Genomic DNA, 25,494 nt, shown 5'->3' with positions numbered 1-25,494 from the left:
ACGCGGCGCATGCGCTGAAGAGGGGGCAGCCTTAGCCGGCTTGACGTCGGGTTTTGCGCCTGAATTCGCCGAATCGTTATCGGGCAGTGCGTCGAGTTGCGGCGATGCGCTTCGCGCGGTAGGCGTCACCTGCCCGCCCGCGGTGCCGGAATCCCCGTCTCTTTTCTTCGCATCCTTCGCGACTGCGTCAACGTATTGCATCGCGGGCAGCATGCTCGTCAGTTTGTGCGGTATCCAACTCATCTCGTGACCTCTCCTGTTTTCGTATCGGGACGCCTATGGAACCCGAAAACGGGAACCGCGGCTGACGCTGAACGAAGACGTCGTCGATCGAACGAAGAACAGGCGAGGCCCGACGTCGCAATGGGAGACACCGCGCTCGCAAGGGCACCGGGGACGATTCATGGGCCGTGCCGGCCTATCTTCCCGTCCGCTGATGGGACGGGTTTGCGCGGCGGCGAATTCTCAGCGCCGCCAGCGAACCACGGCGTGCTTGCAATGCGTTCTCTTACACCAACGCCTTGCCGGATTCCGCGTCAGCCGCCGAGTTCTTTCGCTGAAAAAAAGCGGGGATTTTATGACCCAATGCGATGCACGGCTTCTCAAGCAAAAACCACGATAGAACCGCAAGAAGAAGCGCACATGCAAACGTCATCGCCTGATTGCCATGTATTCCCGACTTCGGAAATAGATTGGCGAAAGTATTCTGGATCGGCCATCCGAATACGTAGACGCCGTATGAGAAATCACCAGGCAGCCGAATCGCTTTCACGACGCGAAGCGACATGACCCATAGGGCTGTCATGAGAAAGGCGAGGCAGAACGCGTATTCGAACGCGGGACCATGTCTCACCGCGAACGCGATGAGCGCGACGCCGATGCAAAGCCGCCCGTCTATCCGCACGCGATCCTTGTAGAGTGCGAGCAGCGCGCCAAATGCAAAAAATGCCGGGAGGCGTCCACCCGCATTGACGTTGGACAAACCTATCGCGGTGATGCTTTCCGGCCGGATCAGGCAGACGGCGATCACCGTCACAAGCACTGAGGCAGCTATCGGCTTGTAGCGAAACAGTCCGCACATGCCGGCGCCGAGCAGTAGCGCGTAAAGCATCAGTTCGTATTTGATGGTCCAGATCGAACCGTTTGCATGCGGATATAACGCGTGATCGAACACGCCCGGCAACAGGTATTCGTTGTAGGGATGCAAGAGCACATGGACGAGTTCGGCCCGGTGATGGAAGTAATCCGAAGTCGACAGCGACGTGAGCGCCGGCCCCATCACGACGATCGTCGCCACGGACGCGACGATCAACAGCGGGAAAATACGGAAAACGCGGGCCGAGGCGAAACGAATTGCACTCGGCTTTGAAAGCCAGCTATTGGTAACGAGGATGCCGCTCAGAAAGAAAAAGAACTTGACCGCAAGCGAGCCGGAATAATCGAAGTCCAGCAGATTTTGAATGGGATCGTCGACGCCCGGGACGGGAACCAGCCTGTATCCGTGGCCCCAGATGACGGCGGCCGCGGCGATCAATCGAAGCAGGTCGGCGTTGTTATTGCCACGGCGAAGCAATTGGTCAAGCGTCATGATCCGTATCTTCCCGGTTGCCGACCGCACGTTAGCGCGTTGAAAAGAAAAACGGGCCAGGAGGCCCGTTTTCATTGATGTGATGTCCTGGCGGAGAGACGGGGATTCGAACCCCGGATAGGCTATTAACCTATACACGCTTTCCAGGCGTGCGACTTAAACCGCTCATCCATCTCTCCGGCGGGGAGCCGAATTATAGCAAACTTCACGCCCCGCGCCACTCCTCTCCGGAAAGCCGGTCAGGGATGCCGGATGTAATCCACCAGCGCCCGCGTATACGCATCCGGTTTCCGATCCACCAGACTCACGCCGATCGCCACCAGAAAGCCAGCCGGCACACCGAACACGCCCGAACTGATCGGCTCGATGCCGAACCATCGCGCGCCCGCGAAACCCGTCAACTGCGTGAAGAACGGGTACGTCGAGACGATGTAATAGATGCACACCACCAGCCCCGCCACCATGCCCGCCACCGCGCCAAGCCGCGTGGTGCGCTTCCAGAAGACCCCCAGCACCAGCACCGGAAAGAGGCTCGAGGCCGCCAGCGAAAACGCCGCGCCCACCAGAAACAGAATGTTCCCCGTATTGAGCGACGCCACATACGACGCGAACAGTGCCACCCCCAACAGCAGAATCTTTGAAATCGTCACGCGCCGTTGACTCGATGCGCCAGGATCGACCATGTGGTAATACACGTCGTGCGATAGCGCATTGGCGATCGTCAGCAGCAAGCCGTCCGCGGTCGAGAGCGCCGCGGCCAGCGCTCCCGCGGCGATCAGCCCGGACATCACATACGGCAGCCCCGCGATTTCAGGCGCGGCGAGCACGACCATATCCGGCTGCATCTGAATCTCGCTCCAGCGCACGATGCCGTCGCCGTTCGTATCGGCGAGACTGATCAGGCTCGGCTCGACCTTGCGCCATTGCGTGACCCACTGCGGCAGATCGGCAAAGTGATGGCCGACCAGGTCGGTCAATATCTCGTACTTGATCAGCACGGCCAGCACGGGCACGGTCAGATAAAACAGCGCGACGAAGAACAGCGTCCAGCCGACCGAGCGTCGCGCGGACGCCACCGAGGTCGTCGTGTTGTAGCGCGTGAGGATATGCGGCAAGCTCGCCGTGCCGAGCGACAGGCACAGCAGCAGCGAAAGAAAATTGCGCTCGTGCGTGCGCCGCTCGTCGGCGCTCGCGCTGGGAAACGGTTCATGCATCGGCACCGGCGCGGCCGCGCGCATCAGCATTTCGTCGCGGCGCTGACTCCACACGACCTGCGCGGCGGCGGCATCGCGGGGAAAACGTTCGAGCGCCCTTTCGCGCTCCTTGATCTCGCGCAGCGGACCGTTGCGGCGGCGCAAGTCCGCGACTTCCTGCACGAGACGCTGCTTCTCGTCGACGAACGATTGCGGCAAGGTATCGAGCCGCACCTGCATCAGCGCGGCGCGCCGCCGGTAATCGTCGCGTACGGTCTGTTCGAGCGGCGCGTCGCGCACCTGTTTCTCGAGACCTTCCACGCGCTGCATCAAGTGTCCGTAGTTGAATTGCGGGAACCAGCCGAGGCCCTCCTTGTGCGCGATCATCGACACGGGAATCAGGATCGCCGCGATCAGGATGATGTATTGTGCGACCTGGGTCCACGTCACCGCCCGCATGCCGCCGAGAAACGAGCACACCAGAATGCCGGCGAGTCCACAGAAAATGCCGACTGTGAAATCCACGCCGATAAAGCGCGTCGCGATCAATCCGACGCCCTGGAGCTGCGCGACCAGATAGACGAACGAGCACAGGATCGCCGCCAACGCGGCGAGGCCGCGCACCGCGTTGCTCGAAAAGCGCGTGCCGAGGAAATCGGGAATCGTGTAGCGCGCGAGCTTGCGCACGTACGGCGCGAGCAGGAACGCGACGAGGCAATAGCCGCCGGTCCAGCCCATCACATACGCGAGACCGTCGTAGCCGGTCGCATAGATCGAACCGGCGAGACCGATGAACGAGGCGGCCGAGAGCCAGTCGGCGGCCGTCGCCATGCCGTTGAAGGCGGACGGCACGCGCCGCCCCGCGACGTAGTATTCGACGAGGTCGGACGTGCGCGACAGCAAGCCGATCACCGCGTACACCGCGATCGGCACGAACAGGAACACATAGCCGATCCACACGCCGGGGCCGGTGCTGCGCTCGATGCGCCACATCACATAGATGAATAGCAGGAAGCCGAGCGTATAGAACGCGTAGGAGCGGATCAGCCGGTTCGCGAGCTTCATCGGCTCGGTATCCGGGCGTCGGCGCCGGGACGAACGTCGGCATCGGCGCTGGCACGAACATCCGCGTCGAATGCGCGTTGCAGACGGCGGTCGGCACGCTGCATCAGCACGATATACACGCCGATGAGCGCCAGGTAGATCAGAATCGCCCCTTGCGCGCCGAAGTAAAAAGGCAGCCTGAAGCCATCGACGCGCAGATGCGCCAACGCCGGCGCAACCAGCGGCAACACGAACGACACCGTGAAGCCCAGCGTCATCAATGTCGCAATCAACGCGAGATTGAAGCGCCAATAGCTTTGATGCGCGCGCGCCATCACCGCCGAGACCGTGGGCGGTTCGGGCGCGGGATTCAGCGGAACATGAGAGGAGTGGTGCGGCGCGGCCATGCGCCTATGTATCAAAAAGCCACCGGGCAGGCAATCGGGATTGTCCGCGCGGTGGCTTTAACGGCCTGATTCAAGCGGTCGGCGCCTGGGGCAAGAGCAAGGGCGCTTAGTCCTGTACGCCCTCGCCCGAAGCCCCGGCAAACCCAAGCTCAGAGCGACTCGCCGAGCTGATCGAGAATCGCCGGGTTCTCCAGCGTGGACACATCCTGGGTGATGGCCTCGCCTTTCGCAAGCGAGCGCAGCAGGCGGCGCATGATCTTGCCCGAACGCGTCTTCGGCAGATTCTCGCCGAAGCGGATGTCCTTGGGCTTGGCGATCGGACCGATCTCCTTGCCGACCCAGTTGCGCAGTTCGTTGGCGAGCTTCACCGCTTCCTCGCCTTCCGGACGTGCGCGCTTGAGCACGACGAATGCGCACACGGCTTCGCCGGTCGTCGCATCGGGACGGCCCACCACGGCCGCTTCAGCCACCAGCGGATTGGACACCAGCGCCGATTCGATCTCCATCGTGCCGAGACGGTGGCCCGACACGTTGAGCACGTCGTCGATGCGGCCCATGATCGTGAAGTAGCCGGTTTCCTTGTCGCGCACCGCGCCGTCGCCGGCGAGATACAGCGTGCCGCCCAGTTCCTCGGGGAAGTAGCTCTTCTTGTAGCGGTCCGGATCGCCCCACACGTTGCGCAGCATCGACGGCCACGGACGCTTCACCACCAGAATGCCGCCCTGCCCGTTCGGCACGTCCTGGCCGGTCTCGTCGACGACCGCCGCCATGATGCCCGGCAGCGGCAGCGTGCACGAACCCGGCACGAGCGGCGTGGCGCCCGGCAGCGGCGTGATCATGTGGCCGCCGGTTTCGGTCTGCCACCACGTATCGACGATCGGGCAGCGCCCGCCGCCGACGTTCTCGTGATACCACACCCACGCCTCGGGATTGATCGGCTCGCCGACCGTGCCGATGATGCGCAGCGACGACAGGTCATAGCTCTTCGGATGCACTTTCTCGTCGGCTTCGGCGGCCTTGATCAGCGAGCGGATCGCGGTGGGCGCGGTATAGAACAGCGAGACCTTGTGCCTGGCGATCATGTCCCAGAAGCGGCCGGCGTTCGGATAAGTGGGCACGCCTTCGAACACGACCTGGGTGCCGCCGAGCGTCAACGGACCATACGTGATGTAGCTATGGCCGGTGATCCAGCCGATGTCGGCGGTGCACCAGAACACGTCCGTGGACTTCCAGTCGAAGGTCCACTTCATGGTCTGCGCGGCCCACAGCAGATAGCCGCCGGTGCTGTGCTGCACGCCCTTGGGTTTGCCCGTCGAGCCGGAGGTGTAGAGAATGAAGAGCGGATGCTCGGCGCCGACCCACTCGGGCGGGCATTGATCGGATTCGGCTTGCGCGATCTCGTGCATCCACAAATCGCGGCCTTCGTTCCATGCGATCTTGCCGCCGGTGCGCTTGTACACGATCACGCTCTTGACCGCTTCGCAGCCGCCCATCGCGAGGGCTTCGTCGGCGATGTTCTTGAGCGGCAAGGCTTTGCCGCCGCGCATCTGTTCATCGGACGTGATGAGCGCGACGGCGCCCACGTCGACCAGCCGCTCGTTCAGCGACTTCGACGAGAAGCCGCCGAACACGACCGAGTGCGTGGCGCCGATGCGCGCGCAAGCCTGCATCACGACGATGCCTTCGATCGACATGGGGATGTAGATCACGACACGGTCACCCTTCTTCACGCCGCGCTTTTTCAACGCGTTCGCAAAGCGCGATACGCGTTGCAGCAGTTCCTGATAGGTGATGTTGGTGACGGTGCCGTCGTCGGCTTCGAAAATGATCGCGACGCGCTCACCATTGCCGGCTTCGACGTGACGGTCGAGGCTGTTATACGACGCATTCAGCTGGCCGTCTTCGAACCATGTATAGAACGGCGCGTTCGACTCGTCGAGCACCTTGGTGAAAGGCGTGTTCCAGCTTAGCGTCTCGCGAGCGAGGCGCCCCCAGAAACCTTCGTAATCGCGTTCCGCTTCGGCGGCGAGCGCCCGGTACGCGTCCATGCCGGAGACGGCCGCACCAGCCGCGGCTTCAGCGGAGGGCGGGAAAACACGGCGTTCCTGAAGAACCGATTCAATCGCAGACATCGACAACCCCTTGGTGAAGATGAAACGTAAAACCTGTGCCGGCGCGCCGTTGGCACGCCCTGTCATGTCGACGCCGCGCTCAGGGACCGATGCGCGGCGCGCTGTCTCCAACCCTCGCGCGCCGATCGACGATCGCCGCGCCGCGGTCCGTTGCCGGCATCGTCATTCATGTGGCAACACCACATGAATGCGTGCGACGCGCGTCCCGCTCTCGTGCTCAAACATAAACGCTGCAACTTACCGGCCACTTACGCGAGGCGCGCCGGCTTGCCCGCGAAAACCCTTAGACGGTTCGCACGGCGCATTCAAAGCAGCCCAACGGATGCGCAACGCATGCTACGCGTCAGGGCCGCATTCATGCGCTCGAACCCGCAAGGACGAGCACGCCATCACGCTCGCCCGCGCGGCCTCTCACAATCCTAACTGAACTAACCGCTCCGACTCCAGCTTGAATCGCGATTCCTGGCTTCGCATGACCTCGGCGGCAATTCGGAATCGGCAAATAGCGCGTCGAGTTTGTCCGCGTCGCTTTGTTCGCGCCGCCGCGCTTCATGATAGCGATGGCCGTAGTGTGCTGTAGTGTGGCCGCTGTCGCGCATGGCAAAGCTGCGCCAGGTCAAGCGCGATGAATGGCTCGATCTGTTTCCGCAGGCGCGGGCCACTATCCTCGGGTTTACGCTAGCGATGCTGAGCGGCGTGCGGCACGCTAGTAGCGCCGCGAATGCCCGCGGCGATCCGCGGCATCGTTTTCCCCGGCAAGCAGCCCGCGCTCGCGCATGACATCCCGCTCGTCTGCGGTATCGCCGGCATCGGCCTGGCGAGCCTGAATGGCAAGCGGCGCCCCGCCCTCCGCAATGCAGCAAATTCAGCCGACGCTGTACAATAGCGCGCCTGACGCGAGCTTCATCGGCCCGCCGGGGCCGCGCCGCGCCGTCTATCCCTGGTTTGCCTGCCTGATTCGGGCGCGTGGTTCGCGCGACGGGTCGGCGCCCTGGTCCGTGTTCCGTCACCTGCGTTTCATCCGACTCTTGCCTATGTCCGCTTCGCGACCCGACTCCGCCTTTCAGCGCCGCCGCATGGCGCCGCTCCCCGCCGTCATCTTCATGAGCCGCTGGCTGCAGGTGCCGCTCTATCTGGGCCTGATCGTGGCCCAGGGCGTCTACGTCGTGCTCTTTCTGAAGGAAGTCTGGCATCTCGTCTCGGCGTCGTTGACGCTCGACGAAACCAACATCATGCTGGTCGTGCTCGGCCTCATCGACGTGGTGATGATCTCGAACCTGCTGATCATGGTGATCGTCGGCGGGTATGAAACCTTCGTGTCGCGCCTGGGCGTCGAGGGTCATCCCGACGAGCCGGAATGGCTCGATCACGTGAACGCCGGCGTGCTGAAGGTGAAGCTGTCGATGGCGCTGATCAGCATCTCGTCGATCCATCTGTTGAAGACCTTCATCAGCCCCGACCAGAATACGACGCACGCGATCATGTGGCAGGTGATCATTCACGTCGCGTTCCTCGTCTCGGCGCTCGTCATGGCATTCGTCGACCGCCTGACCACGCATACGCATCCCAAGCATTTTCAGGAACCCGTGGCGCTGCACGCCGTGGGTTCGACCGGTTCCACTCCCATGAAAGCGCACGACTGACCGCACTGCCCTGCGAACAGAAAAAAGCGCACCGTCCCCCACTGAGCTAGCCATGACCGTCATCAAACAGGAAGATCTGATTCAGAGCATTGCCGATTCGCTTCAGTACATCAGCTACTACCATCCGCTCGACTACATCCAGGCCTTGGGCCGCGCGTACGAACTCGAGCAGAGCCCGGCCGCGAAAGACGCGATCGCGCAGATTCTCACCAACAGCCGCATGTGCGCGGAAGGCAAGCGCCCGATCTGCCAGGACACCGGCATCGTCACGGTATTCGTGAAGGTCGGCATGGACGTGCGTTGGGACGGCGCGACGATGGGCGTCACCGACATGATCAACGAAGGCGTGCGCCGCGGTTATCTGAACCCGGACAACGTGCTGCGCGCGTCGATCGTCAGTCCGCCGGAAGGCGCGCGTAAGAACACGAAAGACAACACGCCGGCCGTGATCCACTACGAGATCGTGCCGGGCGATAAAGTCGACGTGCAGGTCGCGGCCAAGGGCGGCGGCTCCGAGAACAAGTCGAAGTTCGCGATGCTGAATCCGTCGGACTCGATCGTCGACTGGATCCTCAAGACCGTGCCGACGATGGGCGCGGGCTGGTGCCCGCCGGGCATGCTCGGCATCGGCATCGGCGGCACCGCCGAAAAGGCGATGGTGATGGCGAAGGAATCGCTGACGGATCCGATCGACATTCAGGACGTGATCGCACGCGGCCCGAAAGACTGGATCGAGGAACTGCGCGTGGAACTGCACGAGAAGGTCAACGCGCTCGGCATCGGCGCGCAAGGTCTCGGCGGTCTCGCCACTGTGCTCGACGTGAAGATCATGGCCGCGCCGACGCACGCCGCGTCCAAGCCGATCGCGATCATCCCGAACTGCGCGGCCACGCGTCACGCGCACTTCACGCTCGACGGCTCGGGCGTCGCGAAGCTCGAAGCGCCGTCGCTCGACGCATGGCCGAAAGTGCAGTGGGAACCGAATACGGAAACCAGCAAGCGGGTCGACCTGAACACGCTGACGCCGGAAGAAGTCGCGGGCTGGAAGCCGGGCCAGACGCTGCTGTTGTCGGGCAAGATGCTGACGGGCCGCGACGCGGCGCACAAGCGCATCGCCGACATGCTGGCCAAGGGCGAAAAGCTGCCGGTCGACTTCACCAACCGCGTGATCTACTACGTCGGCCCGGTCGATCCGGTGCGCGACGAAGCAGTCGGCCCGGCGGGTCCGACCACCGCCACGCGCATGGACAAGTTCACCGAGACGATGTTGTCGCAAACCGGCCTGATTTCGATGATCGGCAAGGCGGAGCGCGGCCCGGTCGCCATCGAGGCGATCAAGAAGCACAAGGCCGCGTATCTGATGGCCGTGGGCGGCGCCGCGTATCTCGTGTCGAAGGCGATTCGCAGCGCCAAGGTCCTCGCATTCGAAGACCTCGGCATGGAAGCGATCTACGAATTCGACGTGCAGGACATGCCGGTGACGGTCGCCGTCGATTCGAACGGCACCTCCGTGCACCAGACCGGCCCGAAGGAATGGCAGGCGAAGATCGGCAAGATTCCGGTCGCGACGGTTTGATTCGCCTGTAGCGCCTGTCATGTTTTTGAAAAAGCCGGGGCTCGCAGTCCCGGCTTTTTCATTGCCGCGCGAGGCGGGACGCGTGATGCCGGGGACAATGTCAAAAGATGCTTCTGTTCCCTTGGCTTTTTCAGGCGTGGCGTTTATTGTTGTTGGAAATTCAAAGTCCCCATAAGGAATCACCATGCAAGGCGACAAGAAAGTCATCGAGTATCTGAATGCTCAACTGAAAAACGAGCTCACCGCCATCAATCAGTACTTCCTGCATGCGCGGATGTACAAGCACTGGGGCCTCGATAAGCTCGGCAAGCATGAATACGACGAATCCATCGGTGAAATGAAACACGCCGACTGGCTCATCGAACGTATTTTCATGCTCGACGGCCTGCCGAATCTGCAAGACCTGCACAAGCTGCTGATCGGCGAGGAGACCAAGGAAATCCTCGAATGCGATTTGAAGCTCGAGCAGATTTCACAGTCCACGTGTAAGGAAGCGATCGCCTATTGCGAATCGGTTCGCGATTTCATCTCGCGCGAAATCTTCACCAAGATTCTCGACGACACGGAAGAACATATCGACTGGCTAGAAACGCAACTGGATCTGATCGACAAGGTCGGCATTCAAAACTATCAGCAAACCGGCATGGGTTCGATCGAGTCCTGATCGAACCAAGCTGAACCAGCGCGCGCGTCGGCTCGTGAGACCGTTCATGCGAGTGAACCTGCGCCGCGCGGGCGATATACTTGCGCACTTCCCCGTTCTCTCGAGTCTCACTTGACCGCCGTGCCACGCGTGTCCTCTTCGCCTATGTCCGCGGAATCAACGTCTCCGAATGCTTCGGCTAGCGTTTCCAATGCCGGCTCACACGCGCCGGTCGGCATTTTCGATTCGGGTCTGGGTGGTTTGTCTGTGTTGCGGGCGGTTCGCGCCCAACTGCCCGACGAGGCGATTCTGTATGCCGCCGACTCGCTCTACGCACCCTACGGCGAGCGCGACGACGATTTCATCGCCGACCGTACCCTCGCGATCGGCGAATGGCTCGTCAAGCAAGGCGCGAAAGCCTTGGTGGTTGCCTGTAATACGGCGACCGCGCAGTCGATCGCGCTGGTGCGCGAAAAGCTGCCGATTCCCCTGGTGGGCGTCGAACCGGGCGTCAAGCCGGCCGCGCTGCAGTCCAAAACCCGCGTCGCCGGCGTGCTCGCCACGCAAGTGACATTGCGTAGCGCGCGCTTCCAGGCGCTGCTCGAACGCTACGCTTCCGATTGCCGTTTTCTCTGCCAGCCGGGCCACGGGCTCGTGCAGGCGGTGGAGCGCTGCGATGTCGGGTCCGACGAATTGCGCGCGCTCCTGCGCGGCTACCTGCAGCCCATGCTCGACGCCGGCGCCGATACGCTGGTGCTCGGCTGCACCCACTATCCGTTTCTCGATGCGGCGATCCGCGACATCGTCGGTGACCGGCTGATGCTGATCGACACGAGCGTCGCTATCGCGCGCCAATTGGAACGCGTGCTGGAACAGCATGGCCTGCGCGCTCCGCCGCAAGGCGCTGGATCGGTTCCGCCCCGTTTTTATTCGACCGGCGACGGTACCCATCAACAACAACTCGCCGCCACGCTGCTGCATATCGACACAACGGTCGAACAGGTGTCGATCCCCTCGCCCCGTACGGCAGCGCCAGATTCCCAAGCCGCCTGAACGTCGCTAGTGCGCCGAGGCGCGCCACGCGGCTCACCTCGGCATTTTGAGCGGATTCGGACGTTTTTCCGTCCTTGGACCATTCACGCCGCATAGCGCCCTCCGACGCGAAACCCTTCTAACAATCTGGTTTTGTTACAAAAAAACGCGCAGGGTGCTTGCCAAATGGGCCGAACAAAATGATAATAATTCGCATTAACGTTAGCTATGACGCCCACCATGATTGTCTGTGTCTGCAAGTCTGTTTCTGACCGAACGATCCGTGCTTCGATCGCGGAAGGCGTCGATTCATTCGACGAACTGCAGTTCGAGTTAGGCGTCGCTTCGTGCTGTGGCAAATGCGCCGATTCCGTCCGTGACGTCATGATGCAAAGCGGCGTGTGCGCAAGCCGCTGCGGCGTGGAGCACCATTCGCAGGCGGTCCCGCTGACGTTTTACGAACGCAAGGCGGCCTGAGTCGAGATTGCGAGGCGCGGCCCGAGCCGCGCCTTGCTGCTTCGCCCGTTTCGTTGGTGCTTTTCCCCTTAACCCACTGCCGTCAGCAAGCCAGTATCCGTACCAGCCAGCTACCCCGCTCACCATCAAATGGAGTTCGAGATGGAATTGCTGATTGGTTTCGTGACTACCTTGTTCATTTCGCTGCTGATCTTCCGAACATGACGATGTCTTGTCTGAGGCGCTGTACCGACAGCGCGCCGCCACGCTAACATGCAGGCCTCGCATACCGTTTCAGCCGGCGCCTCGCCGGCATCACCCAACCGAATGAATTCCCGCGTCCTGACCGCGACCGCCATGGTTGCGGCGATTCACGTCGCTCTGCTTGCCGTCGTGCTGACGCTGCGCCATGACCCCGTCGTGCAGCCGCAACTCGAATCGCGCGTCATGACCGCGCAATTGCTGCCACCGGCACCGGTCGCCGCGCCCGTCGCGGTTCAATCGGTGGCCCCGCCGCCGCCCACGCCCACGCCGCCCGTGCGCACGAAGCCGAAGGTCCAGCCGAAACCGACGCCAACGCCCAAGCCGGCGCCTACACCGTTGCCGCAGGCCGCCACGCCATCGCCCACGCCTGTCGCGGCTGCCGATCCGACGCCGCCCGCGCCCCCGGCACCCGCCGCGCCGCCCGCTCAGGCCGCGCCGGCAATCTCGCGCCAGACGATGGAAATCACCGCGCCGAAGAACGTCTCGCACCTCGACTGCAACATCGCCAAGCCCGACTATCCGTCGCTCTCGAAGCGCCGCGGCGAAACGGGCACCGCGTATGTGAAGTTCGTGGTCGGCCTGACCGGCAAGCTCGAAAACATCGAACTGAAAAAGAGCAGCGGCTTCAGCCGTCTCGACGACGCCGCGCTCGCCGCCGTGCACGCGAGCGCCTGCAAGCCTTATCTCGAGAACGGCCAGCCAATTCGCGCTGCGTACACTCAGCCTTACGACTTCAATCTGAACGATTGAAGCAGATTTCAAAAAAGGAATGGCAATGCAAAACTACGGATTGGCGCACGTGTGGGCGCAAGGGGATTTCGTGACGCGCGGCATCGCGCTCGCGCTGTTGATCATGTCGGTGCTGTCGTGGAGCGTGATCGTCATCAAGGGCTGGAACGTGATGCGTCTGAACCGTCTCACGAAGAACGCCGAGCAGGCGTTCTGGCACTCGGACGATCTCGCCGACGGCGTGAAGAAGCTCGGCGCCGGTTCGTCGACGCCGCAGGACAATCCGTTCCTCGCGCTGGCGCTGTCGGGCCAGGAGGCAGCCGACCACCATCATCAAACGCAGCCGCATCTGCACGATCGCATGGACGTGTCGGACTGGGTCACGCGCTGCCTGAAAGACACGATGGATGAAAGCGTCGCGCGCATGCAAAGCGGTCTCGCGATTCTCGCTTCCATCGGCAGCACGGCGCCGTTCGTCGGCCTGTTCGGCACGGTGTGGGGTATCTATCACGCGCTGCTGGCGATCGGCGCGAGCGGCCAGTCGTCGATCGATCAGGTGGCGGGGCCGGTCGGCGAAGCGCTCATCATGACCGCATTCGGTCTGTTCGTCGCGATTCCGGCGGTGCTCGGCTACAACGCCTTGACGCGTGCCAACAAGGCGATCGTCGCCAAGCTGAGCCGCTTCGCACACGGCCTGCACGCATTCTTCGTGACGGGCGCGCGCCTGTCGTCGTCGCGACGTGGCGACGGTCTGCGCCTCGCCACGCGCGCCAACTGATCGACGAGGCATTCCGATGGCAATGAGCCCTTTCGCCGGCGACGATGACGACGGCTTGATGAATGAAATCAACATGACGCCGCTCGTCGACGTGATGCTGGTTCTCCTGATCGTGTTCATGGTGACGATTCCGGTGATCCGTCACGCGGTCAAAATCGATCTGCCGCATGCCAGCAGTCAGAAGGAAGACACCAAGCCCGCACAGGTAACGGTCGCCGTCGACGCGGACGGCAATGTGTTGTGGAACGACAGGAAGGTCGACGACGCGGCGTTGCGCGTGAAAATTGCAGAGGCCGCGCAAGCGAACCCGCAACCTGAACTCCATCTGGATGCGGATCGTAAAGTGCCGTATGAGAAAGTGGCCGAAGTGATGTCGGCGGCGCAAGCCGGCGGCCTCACCAAGATTGGTTTCGTTACGCAGCCGAAAGGAAAGTAAGCGAGGAAGTAGCGCTCACCTTGCAGAAAATCCCTTAAAACAGGGGCTAAAAGTAAAAGGCCTTCATCGTCAGATGAAGGCCTTTTTTTGTGCGCACTCGGCGCCTTCGGGCGGCGGGATCATTTGCCATTAGTCGAGGACCGATAGCTCGAATCATCGCATGCGACAGCCGTGTTCAACACGGACAGCGCGGTCAGCCCTATCAGGCCCGCTATGATAGCGGCCATGAGTTTCCGCATAAGAGACTCCTTAGCGAAGGGATTTCACTATAGGCCTGTGACCGCAAGCGTTCAAGCAAAGCGCCATTGAAAGTACTCATGACAAGCCGCGCTTAAATGCTAAAAGCGATGCTCGAAGGCTTAGCGGGCTATGAGGTAACCGCGAGCGCCGGCTGTGCCGCGGCGTTTTTCTCCTCTCTTACCGGACACTCACCCGTGACGTGCTTGCCGTCGTCCGGATCGAGCATCTCGACCAGATAATCGACAAAAGCACGCACGGCCGGCACCATCCCCTGCCGCGAGACGAATACCGCGTACAACTGCGGCGTCGGGAAAGTCCAGCCCGGCATCACGGGCGACAATTGCCCCGCACGCAACGATGCGCCGTACATCATCTCCGGCAGCGCGGCGATGCCGACGCCGGCCAGCACCGCCTCACGTATCGTCATCAGATCGGCGGTCACGAGACGCGGCTCGTGTTCATGCGCATGACGTGTGCCGTCCGGCGCGATCAGGTTGTAGACGTGGCGTCCGTCGCCGGTCGGCACGTCGAGGGTTTCAAAACGATTGAGATCGGCCGGCAACAGCGGCGGCGCATTCTGCTGCAACAGGCTCGGGGCGCCCACCAGCATCTGCTGCGTACGCCACAACGGCCGCACCACGATGTTCGCGCTTTCGGGCGGATCGGAACGCACGCGCAGCGCGACATCGATCGAATCCTCGAACAGGTCGATCACGCGGTTCGTCACTCGCATCACCACGCGTACTTCCGGAAAGCGGTGCATGAATTCGGGCAGGATTTGCGACAGGATGGTCTGCGAAACCGTGACCGGCACGCTCACCCGCACCGTGCCGCGCGGCGACGAGCGCAATTGCTGCACGACGTTGACGGCTGCTTGCGCCTCGCTCAGCATCGCCTGACAGTGCTGATAGAAGAGCTGGCCGGCTTCGGTCAGCGCCAGCTTGCGTGTGGAACGCTGTAACAGACGCACGCCCAACGACGCCTCAAGTTCGGTCAGCCGGCGCGATAGGCGTGACTTGGAGATCCCCAGCACGCGCTCGGCGGCGGAAAAACCACCGTGTTCGACGACCTGGGAGAAGTACATCAGGTCATTCAGGTTGTGTGAATCGATCTTCATCTCATCGTTCCATTAATAGAACAATCAATTGCATGACGGCGGCTGGCACCCCTAAAAACGGTCCCTATAATAGCTCCATGTTTCAAAAATAGCGCTATTCCCATTTTTCGAGGTGACATTTGATGAGCACGACACGCACGATCGAACGGACGTATCCGGCCGTTCGCACGACCGAGGGCGGGGGCTTCATCGTCCACCGTCCGTTCCCGACCCGCATGCTGATGGATTTCGATCCGTTCCTGCTGCTCGACGAAATGGGGCCGATCGATTACGCGCCGGGCGAAGCCAAGGGGGCGCCGGACCATCCGCACCGCGGCTTCGAGACGGTCACTTATGTGCTGGAGGGCCAGTTCGGCCATAAGGATTCGGCGGGCCATTCGGGCACGCTCCATGCCGGCGATGTGCAATGGATGACCGCGGGCGCGGGCGTCGTGCACAGCGAGATGCCGGACCCGTCGTTCGTGCGCACCGGCGGGCGCGTGCACGGCTTGCAACTCTGGGTGAACCTGCCGCGTCGCGACAAGATGATCGCGCCGCGCTACCAGGACATGCCGTCGTCGAGCATTCCGGTTGCGACTTCGGCGGACGGCAAGGTGCGAGTCAAAGTGATCGCCGGCGAAGCGCTCGGCGTGAAAGCCGCGATCGAAACGCGCACGCCGATCCTGTATCAGCATTTCTCGCTGCAGCCCGGCGCAACGATCCGGCAGCCGGTGCCGGCCGACTATCGCGTGTTCGCCTACAGCTTGTCCGGCAAGGGCCTCTACGGCGAAGGCGAAGCACGCCAGGAAATCGGCGCGCGGCAAATGGTCGTGTTTCAGAACGACGGCGAGACCGTCACGCTCACGGCCGGCGCCGAGCCGCTCGAAGTGCTGCTCCTGGGGGGCGTGCCACTGAAGGAACCGGTTGTGCGCTACGGCCCGTTCGTGATGAACACGGAAGACGAGATCCGCCAGGCCGTCGTCGACTACCAGGCGGGGCGCATGGGCGCGATCACGCATTGATGAGAGGCTGACAGCTCGGCGCCAACCTGCCACCCGCCCGTGAGCCACGGCGCGAACGCCGGTAAATTCGTTCACAATAGCAATTCATGCCGCGCGCCGCGCCGTTTAATCACAACGTGCCGTATCGCGCGGCGATTTCCGTCCCTATTCAGGAGCGCGCATGGCCGAACCCAACGTCACCGCCCACATCGGTTCGACGAATTTCCAGGTACTTTTCGACGACGGCAAACACACGTGGCTTGCCGATGAACCCGAATCGCTCGGCGGTGGTGATCGCGGGCCGACGCCTGTTTCGCTGCTGCTCTCGAGCCTCGGCGCCTGCACGTCGATCACGCTGAAGATGTACGCTCAACGCAAGGGCTGGCCGCTCGCCGACGTGCGCGTGACGCTCGCCATCGAAACCGGCGAAGCGGGCACGTCCATCGATCGTCAGATCGTGCTCGAGGGTGACCTGTCCGACGAGCAGCGGGAACGGCTTTTGCAAATTGCCAATGCGTGCCCGGTTCACAAGATCCTCACGCATTCGATCACGATCCGCTCGGGCCTCGCTGTCGCGTGACACCGCACTAGCCATATGTATTGCAACGCTTTGATAGGAAGCCGTCTTTGAATTTCGAACACCTCATCCAGATCAACGACCCGTTGAATCCCTTCGTCGACTCGATGACCCGCGAGCAGCTGTGGGAGGGGCTCGTGTTGCGCGCCGAGCAGCCGCAACTATTCGTGATCGGACTCGACAGCTGCACGATTCTTTCGCGCGACGGCAACGTACTTGAACGTGAACTGCACTACGGCCAGGCCACCGTGCGTGACCGCGTCACGCTGCAGGACAGCCAGAGCGTGCGCTACGACATCCTGCCGACCGCAGACCACGTGGGCGGGTCGCTGACGATGACCATTGAGCAGCCGGACGAACTGCAACTCTTCCTGCGGTTCGAGTACGCCACCACACTTCCCGTGTCCGACGATCAGGACGCGGTGCAGACGCAGGAAATCGTGAAGTCGGCGTATCGCGAGAACGACATCGATACAGTACGGTTGATTCGCCAGTACATGCAGACGAAGCAGGAGCCCGGCCCCCTTCATTGAGTCGCGCTCGGCGGTCGCCGCATGCTAGTGCCTGCTGTGCATCGACGCGCCACGATCGCGATGGCCGATATCCTCTTCTCGCTCATTCTGTTTGTCTAACTATCGAAAGTCGAATCCGATGAATTTCTCTTCCTTGTAAATAGGAATAGTTATCATTTAGAATTCATCCATCGAATCGACGAACAGCCAAAAACGAATGACCGATCTCAACCGTTCTTCCACGCTCAGTCTGCGCCGCCCGGCGGCCGCGCTAACCAGCCGTCCGAAAGCACCAGCGGCGACGGTAACCGCAGCGAAGCCCGCTGCCGAACGCGCAAACGGTTCAGGCGAGAAGTCGGAACGAGCCGTGCGCAGCGACGCTTTGCTGCAAGGACATAGTCACGTCAGCATCGTGCATAACGGCGAAACCTATCAGCTGCGCGCCACGCGTCTCGGCAAGCTGATCCTGACGAAGTAACGAAAGAATAGAGTAAGTACCGGGTATTGTGGGGACCACCTCTTCGAGAGGTGTTAGGCAGTAGCCAGCCACGACGGCTTGCACGTGAGAACTAGACCCCTTCGTGCAGACACCAAGCCAGCCGTCGCAGCCAGCCAGGCCGCTTTTTTGGTTCTCAACCAATGCGGATACGCGAAAACGCCGCGTATCGCACATGTAGAAAAGAAAAGCCGTGGGATGTTGTCATCTCCACGGCTTTTTGTTTGCTAAGGCGCAGGTAATGCCGAGACCCAAGGCATGCGCGTTGAAACGTTCAGACTTATTTCGACGCCCAGCCCCAGAACATCAGCCACCAGGCGCTGTCGACAACAGCCAGCGCCGCGACGAACCACGCCATCGCGAGGCTACGCGGAAAGAACTGTTCGCTATAGCGACGCGTGACGCGCCAGACAAGCCATGCGCTCCAGACGTTGGCAATCGCCAGAATTGCGATACGCATATCCGACGCCCACCACAACGACACATGTTCCGCGCGCAGCAGCGACAGCGTGGTTGCCGAGAGCCCAAGAAAGACGCCGGCGCCCGCGATCGGAATCAGCCCTTGCGTCAGATGATGCAGGCGCACGGTATTGAAGCGCCCAAGCATGCGCGTCGCGCCCATTAGCAACAACAGCAGCGCGGTGCCATACCCCAGTGCAGTGGCGAGGATGTAGCCGATCACCATCGTGCCGTCGAGCCAGGAGAATACGTCGTTCTGCTCGGGGTAATGCGTGAAAAGGAACCAAGGCGCGTTGGTCTGCAGCGGCCAGGTGATGTCGTGATCGACCAGCCAGGTCGCAAAGAACATCTTCAGATCGATGAACCAGCGCGAGGCGGTCCAGTGAAACGCGCCGATCGCAATGCCGAGCAGGCCGTACAGGATCAGCACGGTATCCCACACGTTCGCCTGTTTGTCGCCGAGTTGCACGACTTCCGATGACGGCGCGCGCCACGTCAGCGCAATCGCATCGCGGTGCCCGCTGCAGCGACCGCACATATGGCAGTCCGACGCACCCTTCATATTGCGCAACGGCACCAACGGCGCGCAATTGATCGGAATTACGCGATGTCCATGCTCGCCGTTCTTGTACGAACGGCGCCACGCGTCTTCATCGACTTTGTAATGGAACGGCGCCAGGCGCGCCAGAAGCGAAAAAACCCCGTTGACGGGGCAGAGATATTTGCACCAGACCCGCTTCTCGCGTCCGTAGAGCAACCCGATGATGATCGCCGCGAACGTCGAGCCGCCGAGCACCAGCAGCACGGCCTTCGGATACTGGTAGACGCTCACCATCTGGCCATAGATGGTGGTGGTGCCGAACGCGACGAAAGGCCAGCCGCCCCAGCGCATCCAGCGTGGAATCGCCCAGCCGCGCCCATATTTGCTGGCGAATTCCGCGAGCGCACCTTCCGGACACAGCACGCCGCACCAGACGCGGCCGAGCATCACCATCGAGAGCAGCACGAACGGCCACCAAATGCCCCAGAACACGAACTGCGCGGCGAGCGTCAGATTGTTCCAGAGATGCGAGGTGTCGTCCGGCAGCGGCATGACCGCGGGCACCAGGATCAGAAATGCGTACACCGCCACCACGACCCACTGAATACCGCGGATCACAGCGCCGTGGCGCTGCATCCACTGCCCGGCCGCTGCGAGGCGGCCCGGACGGGTCATGACCGTGCTCATGCCGTGCGCCCTGCGGCCTGTCGCGCCGGCTTGCGATTTGCACGACGCAACAGCAGATAGACAACTGCCCAGTACACCGCGTAGGCAATCAGATTCATTAGCGCCGGGTGAGCGCGATAGCCGGTGAGCGTCGAGACCAGCGAGCCGAACGTGTTCGAATCATCGAGGATCGCAGACGAATTCCACAACTGGTCGACGATCGTCGGCAGAAATTCCTTGTCGATCAGCTTGTCTACACCGGTCTGGAAAAGACCAGCGCCGAGGAACAGCAGCATGATTTCCGTGACGCGGAAAAAGAGCCGCCACGAGAAGAGCTTGCCGCCCAATTGCAGCACATAGAAAGTGAGGAAGGCGAGACCGAGGCCGATCACGACCGCGAGCATCTGGCCGCCGTCCACGTGACCGGATTGGCCGAAGCCGAGGCCGTACAGGAAGATCACCGTCTCGCTGCCTTCGCGCGCGATCGCGAGGGCGACCAGCAACGCGACGCCCCACCAGTTCGAATCGCGCTGGCTTTTTTGCAGCGACTGTTCCATGTCGCGCTTCAGCGACCGGCCGTGCTGCTTCATCCACAGCACCATCTGCACGATCAGCACGCACGCGACCAGTACCATCGCGGTCTGGAAATAATCCTGCGCGTCTCCGGAGAGCACTTCCGTGAAACCAACCAGCGCGGCGCCCAGCGCGACAGCAGCGATCAAGCCGGCCGCGACGCCACCCCACAGGTACGGCAAACCGCGGCGCGCGTCGTCGTCGCCATTTTTCAGCCATGCGTACAGGATGCCGACCACCAGCAACGCCTCGACGCTTTCCCGCCACACGATGAATAGAATCTGACCCATCAAGCCCTCCCGTCTACCCTTTACCGCTACTGCTGTCGCGAACGCGTAACCGAGGAAGGCCCGCGCTCGCGTCCTGGCCGTTATCCGTTACTTCGCGACGATCACGCCCTGCGCCTGCTGGTGGAAATCGTCGAAAAACTTGTATTCGCCCGGCTCGAGCGGCGCGATCACGACGAACGACTCCGCGCCCGGCGCCAGCACCTTTTCCTTACGCAACTGGACGCTTTCGAATTCGGCTGCGCCCTTGCCGGTGTTGCGCACTTCGATCTTGATACGCTGCCCCGCCGGCACCTCGATGCGCGCCGGCGTCAGCTTGCCGTCGTTCATTTCCAGCTTGAAGGTCGGCAGATCCGCGGCGTGGACCGCACCCGCCAGCAAAGCCGTGGTGGCGAGGATCGCGATCTTTCGGTTCATTCTCATTAGCCTTTCCGGGAAACGCGGCGCGCGAGGACTCAACGTTCGCCCGCCGCCTGCTGCATTCATTCACTCACGCCCCGCCATGCGACGACGCTTGACGAGGCGCGATGACCCGCTGCGATCAGTAACCGCCCTTCTTGCCGATGCCGGCGAAGGTGAAATCGTATTCGAGCGTGATCGGCTTGAACCACGGACCCACGCCGGTTTCCTTGTCGACGTGACGGCCGAAGGCCATGTGGCCGGTTTGCATCGGCGCTTCGACGATCATCTTCAGGTGGTACTTGCCCGGGCCTTGCAGCTTGACGTTGTCGCCGTAGTGCGGACCGTCGTTGGCGACCATCGCCATCAGGTCGCCCTTCTGCGTCTGGTTGGAACCGGCTTTCGTCAATTCATAGCGCACTTGCAGATACGGCATCCAGTCGCCTTCGGCAAAACCGGTCGGATTGTGCTTGACCGCGTGAATGTCGGCTTCCAGGTGGATGTCCGAATCCGACGCCTTGCGCATCATGCCTTCCGGTTCCATCGTGATCGGCTGCAGGTAGACAGCGGCGATTTCAATGCCGTCGCGAATCTGCTGCTTGCCGATCGGGTATTCCGCCGCCGTTGCCGAGAGAGCCGCTACCGCAGCCACCGCTGCGGCGCCGCCGCGCACAAATGAAGAAATCCGCATTGAAACTCCTTGTTTTTATCTGACTGGAACCGAACCCATTGGAATGTGCGTTACGCATGCACTGATGCACCGGCCACGTCCTTAAAGGAAGCGATGGTCCGTACGCAAATGGCATATACGAACGTTAATGCGAACCATTCTCAATATTGGGCGAGTTTATCATTGATCGCCAGGGGAAACAAATACGAACGCACGCAGAGCCTTATGGCAGCAGGGTCTTAAGGCCGTCTTAAGGAAGCGCGTGTGAAGGAGATGGCGGGATGCGGGGCGGACGAGACGGGACGCGGCACGTTGCCGCGCCCCAGACGGGAAGAGGCTTATTCGACACCGGACACGTGATCGCCCACGTTGGCTCCAAACACACGTTGGCGCAGCAAGGCCAGTTGATCCCGGGTCTGCGCGGCCTTTTCGAACTCGAGATTCCTGGCGTGCTCCATCATCTGCTTTTCGAGACGCTTGAGTTCCTTGGCGAGCTGCTTCTCGGACATGTCTTCGAATTTCGCGCGGGTTTGCTGTTCCTTCAGTTCGGCGCGGGCGTCATCGACGTTGTATACGCCGTCGATAATGTCGCGGATGCGCTTCACCACCCCGCGCGGCGTGATGCCTTTTTCGAGGTTGAACGCGATCTGCTTCGCGCGCCGCCGTTCGGTTTCGTCGATGGCGCGGCGCATCGAGTCGGTGACTTTGTCCGCGTAGAGAATCGCCTTGCCGTTCACGTTGCGCGCTGCCCGGCCGATGGTCTGGATCAGGGAGCGCTCGGCGCGCAGGAAGCCCTCTTTGTCCGCGTCGAGAATCGCGACCAGCGAGACTTCCGGAATATCCAGCCCTTCACGCAGCAGGTTGATCCCCACCAGCACGTCGAAGGTGCCCAGGCGCAAATCGCGGATGATCTCGACCCGCTCCACCGTATCGATGTCGCTGTGCAGATAGCGCACCTTGACGCCGTGGTCGGCCAGAAACTCCGTGAGCTGCTCGGCCATCCGCTTGGTCAGCACCGTGACCAGCACGCGGTCGCCCGCCTTGACGCGCTCGTTGATCTCGGCGAGCACGTCGTCGACCTGGGAACGCGCCGGCCGCACCTCGATTTCCGGGTCGACGAGCCCGGTAGGACGCACCAACTGCTCGGCGACCTGTCCCGCCGTTTTCTTTTCGTAGTCCGCCGGCGTGGCCGACACGAACACCACCTGGCGCATCTTGCGCTCGAACTCGTTGAACTTGAGCGGCCGGTTATCGAGCGCGGACGGCAGGCGGAAGCCGTAGTCCACCAGGTTCTCCTTGCGCGCGCGGTCGCCGTTGTACATGCCGTTCAGCTGGCCGATCAGCACGTGCGATTCGTCGAGCAGCATGATCGCGTCCGGCGGCAGGTAGTCGACCAGCGTGGGCGGCGGCTCGCCGGGCGCCGCGCCCGAGAAGTGCCGCGAGTAATTCTCGATGCCCTTGCAGAAACCGAGTTCCTGCAGCATTTCCAGATCGAAGCGGGTGCGCTGCTCGAGCCGCTGCGCTTCGACCAGCTTGCCTTGGCTATAGAAGAATTCGAGCCGTTCGCGAAGTTCGTTCTTGATCGTTTCGACGGCGCGGATCACGGTGTCGCGCGGCGTCACATAGTGCGACGACGGATAGACGGTAAAGCGCGGAATCTTCTGGCGCACGCGGCCGGTGAGCGGGTCGAATAGCTGCAGCGTTTCGACTTCGTCGTCGAACAATTCGACGCGGACCGCCATTTCCGCGTGTTCGGCCGGGAAAATATCGATCGTGTCGCCGCGCACCCGGAACGAACCGCGCTGGAAGTCCGCTTCGTTGCGGTTGTACTGCATGGCGATCAGCCGCGCGATGATGTCGCGCTGGCCGAGCCTGTCGCCGGTGCGCAGCGTCAGGATCATCTTGTGATATTCGGACGGATTGCCGATACCGTAGATGGCCGACACCGTGCCGACGATCACCACGTCGCGCCGCTCCATCAGGCTCTTGGTGGCCGACAGCCGCATCTGCTCGATGTGCTCGTTGATCGACGAATCCTTCTCGATGAACAGGTCGCGCTGCGGCACGTACGCTTCCGGCTGGTAGTAGTCGTAGTACGAGACGAAGTACTCGACCGCGTTGCGCGGAAAGAACTCGCGAAACTCCGAGTAGAGCTGCGCGGCCAGCGTCTTGTTCGGCGCGAACACCATCGCCGGGCGGCCGAGCCGCGCGATGGTGTTCGCCATTGTGAAAGTCTTGCCTGAGCCGGTCACGCCGAGCAGCGTCTGGAACGCGAGGCCGTCCTCGACGCCCTCGACGAGCGTCTCGATCGCGGTCGGCTGGTCGCCGGCGGGCGGATAGGGTTGATACAGCTGGAACGGCGAGCCGTCGAACGTGACGAATTTCGATTCGTCGAGCGTATCCCCGGCTTCGGTCAGATGTTGTTCGGACATGTGGGGCGGTACCGTGCCTTAGGCAAAGGACTATTCTAACGGGTTGCGGGATCGTGAGCTGAGCGGGTCGGCGTAGGTTTCGAGGCGCTTTGAGGGGCGGATTCGCGCCTCGAGTTGGCGGCTGATTTCTTGCACCCTGTCGTGTGTGATCGAGCGCGACGCGCGTCTGCGGCGCGCCGGTCGGCGGGCATCTTTCGCGCGAATTCTTGTAACCAGATGACGCCGGAATGCCTGTTTTTCAAGCAAATAATCCGCTCTGATCGAGTTCTCGGCCCAAAAAACGTTCGCGGATTCGTTACAATGCGAAGCTGCGCTCGCTCGTTGCCGTCCCCTGCCTGTCCGGGACCGCCCGCGCTCGAAGCCGCCCTCTTTTCACTACTGCTGCCCACCCACCATGTCTCTGTTCTCCGCCGTCGAACTTGCTCCCCGCGACCCGATTCTGGGCCTGAACGAAGCCTTCAACGCCGATGCGCGCGCCACCAAGGTCAATCTTGGCGTCGGCGTGTACTTCAACGAAGAAGGCAAGATTCCGCTGCTGCGCGCCGTGCGTGAAGCCGAAAAGGCTCGCGTCGAAGCCGCGCTGCCGCGCGGGTATTTGCCGATCGAAGGCATCGCGGCCTACGACGCCGCCGTGCAAAAGCTGCTGCTCGGCAACGACTCGCCGTTGATCGCAGCGGGCCGCGTCGTGACGGCGCAAGCACTGGGCGGCACGGGCGCGCTGAAAATCGGCGCAGACTTCCTGAAGCGCCTGAACCCGAACGGCAAGGTCGCCATCAGCGATCCGAGCTGGGAAAACCATCGCGCGCTGTTCGAAAGCGCCGGCTTCGAGGTCGTGTCCTACCCGTACTACGACGCGCGCACCCACGGCGTGAACTTCGAAGGCATGCTCAGCGCATTGAATAGCTACGCCGCCGGCACCGTCGTCGTGCTGCACGCGTGCTGCCACAATCCGACGGGCGTGGACCTGACGGTGGATCAATGGAAGCAGGTCGTGGAAGTCGTCAAGGCGCGCAATCTGGTGCCGTTCCTCGACATCGCGTACCAAGGCTTCGGCGACAACATCGAAGCGGACGCCGCGGCGGTACGCCTGTTCGCGGCATCGGAACTGAACGTGTTCGTGTCGTCGTCGTTCTCGAAGTCGTTCTCGCTGTACGGCGAGCGCGTCGGCGCACTGTCGATCATCACGGCCAGCAAGGAAGAAGCTGTCCGCGTGCTGTCGCAACTGAAGCGCGTGATCCGCACCAACTATTCGAACCCGCCTACACACGGCGGCTCGGTGGTCGCGGCGGTGTTGGCCTCGCCCGAACTGCGTGCAACGTGGGAAATGGAACTGGGCGAAATGCGCGACCGTATCCGCGCCATGCGCAACGGTCTGGTCGAACGCCTGAAGGCAAGCGGCGTGGATCGCGACTTCAGCTTCGTGAACGCGCAACGCGGCATGTTCTCGTATTCGGGCCTGACCGCGCCGCAAGTGGACCGTCTGCGCGAAGAGTTCGGCATCTATGCCGTGAGCACGGGCCGCATCTGCGTGGCTGCGCTGAACACGCGCAATCTCGACGTGGTGACTAACGCGATTGCTCACGTATTAAAGTAAGGCGCTTCAAAGCAGAACGCGAGGGACCAT

The 25,494-nt window shown here is 62.1% G+C and carries 24 protein-coding genes and 1 tRNA gene; 14 read left to right on the top strand and 11 right to left on the bottom strand.

Annotation, left to right across the window (positions count from 1 at the left end; translation table 11 throughout):
* Positions 1 to 508: 508 nt before the first annotated feature.
* From ACOCG7_RS17725 to acs, 5 genes are all read right to left on the bottom strand, one after another.
* A complete protein-coding gene (locus ACOCG7_RS17725) occupies positions 509 to 1,663 on the bottom strand; it encodes an acyltransferase family protein (RefSeq protein ID WP_114162156.1) in 1,155 nt (384 codons plus the stop codon).
* Positions 1,664 to 1,676: 13 nt separating this feature from the next.
* A tRNA-Ser gene (locus ACOCG7_RS17720) sits at positions 1,677 to 1,767 on the bottom strand.
* A 60-nt stretch (positions 1,768 to 1,827) separates the two neighbouring features.
* Positions 1,828 to 3,846 (bottom strand): sodium:solute symporter family protein, encoded by a 2,019-nt coding sequence (locus tag ACOCG7_RS17715; RefSeq protein WP_114162155.1) that lies wholly within the window; start codon positions 3,844 to 3,846, stop codon positions 1,828 to 1,830.
* Entirely contained in the window at positions 3,843 to 4,232 is a 390-nt protein-coding gene (locus ACOCG7_RS17710) for a DUF4212 domain-containing protein (RefSeq protein ID WP_073431438.1), read from the bottom strand. Before ACOCG7_RS17710 ends, ACOCG7_RS17715 begins: the two co-directional genes overlap by 4 nt.
* Positions 4,233 to 4,381: 149 nt before the next feature.
* A complete protein-coding gene (gene acs, locus ACOCG7_RS17705; protein WP_114163447.1) occupies positions 4,382 to 6,364 on the bottom strand; it encodes an acetate--CoA ligase in 1,983 nt (660 codons plus the stop codon).
* A gap of 721 nt (positions 6,365 to 7,085) precedes the next feature.
* Here acs and ACOCG7_RS17700 point away from each other — a divergent pair.
* The 9 genes from ACOCG7_RS17700 (at position 7,086) to ACOCG7_RS17660 (ending at position 13,921) form a co-directional block, all read left to right on the top strand.
* Positions 7,086 to 7,250 (top strand): hypothetical protein, encoded by a 165-nt coding sequence (locus ACOCG7_RS17700; RefSeq protein ID WP_159442595.1) that lies wholly within the window; start codon positions 7,086 to 7,088, stop codon positions 7,248 to 7,250.
* Positions 7,251 to 7,398: 148 nt separating this feature from the next.
* Positions 7,399 to 8,007: a TIGR00645 family protein gene (locus tag ACOCG7_RS17695; protein WP_073431461.1), complete on the top strand. Its 609-nt coding sequence runs from the start codon at positions 7,399 to 7,401 to the stop codon at positions 8,005 to 8,007.
* 52 nt (positions 8,008 to 8,059) lie between these two features.
* Positions 8,060 to 9,583, top strand: coding sequence for a fumarate hydratase (locus ACOCG7_RS17690; RefSeq protein WP_073431437.1), 1,524 nt, complete (start codon positions 8,060 to 8,062; stop codon positions 9,581 to 9,583).
* A 184-nt stretch (positions 9,584 to 9,767) separates the two neighbouring features.
* Complete coding sequence (gene bfr / locus ACOCG7_RS17685) at positions 9,768 to 10,247, top strand: bacterioferritin (protein WP_073431436.1); 480 nt, start codon at positions 9,768 to 9,770, stop codon at positions 10,245 to 10,247.
* 144 nt (positions 10,248 to 10,391) lie between these two features.
* A complete protein-coding gene (murI, locus tag ACOCG7_RS17680) occupies positions 10,392 to 11,279 on the top strand; it encodes a glutamate racemase (protein ID WP_073431435.1) in 888 nt (295 codons plus the stop codon).
* 219 nt (positions 11,280 to 11,498) lie between these two features.
* Positions 11,499 to 11,735: a (2Fe-2S)-binding protein gene (locus ACOCG7_RS17675; protein ID WP_073431460.1), complete on the top strand. Its 237-nt coding sequence runs from the start codon at positions 11,499 to 11,501 to the stop codon at positions 11,733 to 11,735.
* Positions 11,736 to 11,987: 252 nt separating this feature from the next.
* Positions 11,988 to 12,728, top strand: coding sequence for an energy transducer TonB (locus ACOCG7_RS17670; protein ID WP_073431434.1), 741 nt, complete (start codon positions 11,988 to 11,990; stop codon positions 12,726 to 12,728).
* A gap of 25 nt (positions 12,729 to 12,753) precedes the next feature.
* The gene (locus ACOCG7_RS17665; protein ID WP_073431433.1) at positions 12,754 to 13,485 is read left to right on the top strand and encodes a MotA/TolQ/ExbB proton channel family protein; all 732 of its coding nucleotides are present in this window, start codon (positions 12,754 to 12,756) and stop codon (positions 13,483 to 13,485) included.
* A 16-nt stretch (positions 13,486 to 13,501) separates the two neighbouring features.
* Positions 13,502 to 13,921 carry an ExbD/TolR family protein gene (locus ACOCG7_RS17660; RefSeq protein WP_073431432.1) on the top strand — a complete coding sequence of 140 codons (420 nt, stop codon included), beginning with the start codon at positions 13,502 to 13,504 and terminating at the stop codon, positions 13,919 to 13,921.
* Between the two features lie 367 nt (positions 13,922 to 14,288).
* On the opposite strand, the gene ACOCG7_RS17655 is transcribed toward ACOCG7_RS17660, so the two are convergent.
* On the bottom strand, positions 14,289 to 15,278 hold the full coding sequence (locus tag ACOCG7_RS17655) for a LysR family transcriptional regulator (RefSeq protein ID WP_073431431.1): 990 nt from the start codon (positions 15,276 to 15,278) through the stop codon (positions 14,289 to 14,291).
* A 122-nt stretch (positions 15,279 to 15,400) separates the two neighbouring features.
* Between ACOCG7_RS17655 and ACOCG7_RS17650 the strand changes: the two genes are divergently transcribed.
* The 4 genes from ACOCG7_RS17650 (at position 15,401) to hemP (ending at position 17,825) form a co-directional block, all read left to right on the top strand.
* Positions 15,401 to 16,279: a pirin family protein gene (locus tag ACOCG7_RS17650; RefSeq protein ID WP_073431430.1), complete on the top strand. Its 879-nt coding sequence runs from the start codon at positions 15,401 to 15,403 to the stop codon at positions 16,277 to 16,279.
* A 160-nt stretch (positions 16,280 to 16,439) separates the two neighbouring features.
* Positions 16,440 to 16,838: an OsmC family protein gene (locus ACOCG7_RS17645; RefSeq protein ID WP_073431429.1), complete on the top strand. Its 399-nt coding sequence runs from the start codon at positions 16,440 to 16,442 to the stop codon at positions 16,836 to 16,838.
* A 47-nt stretch (positions 16,839 to 16,885) separates the two neighbouring features.
* Entirely contained in the window at positions 16,886 to 17,368 is a 483-nt protein-coding gene (locus ACOCG7_RS17640) for an SRPBCC family protein (protein WP_073431428.1), read from the top strand.
* A gap of 196 nt (positions 17,369 to 17,564) precedes the next feature.
* Positions 17,565 to 17,825: a hemin uptake protein HemP gene (hemP, locus tag ACOCG7_RS17635; protein ID WP_073431427.1), complete on the top strand. Its 261-nt coding sequence runs from the start codon at positions 17,565 to 17,567 to the stop codon at positions 17,823 to 17,825.
* 298 nt (positions 17,826 to 18,123) lie between these two features.
* Here hemP and ACOCG7_RS17630 read toward each other — a convergent pair whose 3' ends face one another.
* From ACOCG7_RS17630 to uvrB, 5 genes are all read right to left on the bottom strand, one after another.
* Positions 18,124 to 19,530, bottom strand: coding sequence for a 4Fe-4S binding protein (locus ACOCG7_RS17630; protein WP_114162154.1), 1,407 nt, complete (start codon positions 19,528 to 19,530; stop codon positions 18,124 to 18,126).
* Entirely contained in the window at positions 19,527 to 20,372 is an 846-nt protein-coding gene (locus tag ACOCG7_RS17625; protein ID WP_073431425.1) for an FTR1 family iron permease, read from the bottom strand. Before ACOCG7_RS17625 ends, ACOCG7_RS17630 begins: the two co-directional genes overlap by 4 nt.
* 87 nt (positions 20,373 to 20,459) lie before the next feature.
* Complete coding sequence (locus ACOCG7_RS17620) at positions 20,460 to 20,792, bottom strand: cupredoxin domain-containing protein (RefSeq protein WP_073431424.1); 333 nt, start codon at positions 20,790 to 20,792, stop codon at positions 20,460 to 20,462.
* Between the two features lie 118 nt (positions 20,793 to 20,910).
* Positions 20,911 to 21,459, bottom strand: a complete 549-nt coding sequence (locus tag ACOCG7_RS17615) for an iron transporter (RefSeq protein WP_073431423.1) — start codon at positions 21,457 to 21,459, stop codon at positions 20,911 to 20,913.
* A gap of 317 nt (positions 21,460 to 21,776) precedes the next feature.
* A complete protein-coding gene (gene uvrB / locus ACOCG7_RS17610; RefSeq protein WP_114162153.1) occupies positions 21,777 to 23,870 on the bottom strand; it encodes an excinuclease ABC subunit UvrB in 2,094 nt (697 codons plus the stop codon).
* A 394-nt stretch (positions 23,871 to 24,264) separates the two neighbouring features.
* On the opposite strand from uvrB, the gene ACOCG7_RS17605 reads away from it, so the two are divergent.
* Positions 24,265 to 25,464, top strand: a complete 1,200-nt coding sequence (locus ACOCG7_RS17605) for an amino acid aminotransferase (RefSeq protein ID WP_114162152.1) — start codon at positions 24,265 to 24,267, stop codon at positions 25,462 to 25,464.
* The last annotated feature ends 30 nt before the right edge of the window (positions 25,465 to 25,494 follow it).

The sequence above is a fragment of the Paraburkholderia sp. DD10 genome, assembly GCF_049177125.1.
Taxonomy (GTDB): domain Bacteria; phylum Pseudomonadota; class Gammaproteobacteria; order Burkholderiales; family Burkholderiaceae; genus Paraburkholderia; species Paraburkholderia terricola.
The sequence above is the reverse complement of the archived record's forward strand: the minus strand, read 5'-3'. Positions and strand labels throughout refer to the sequence as shown.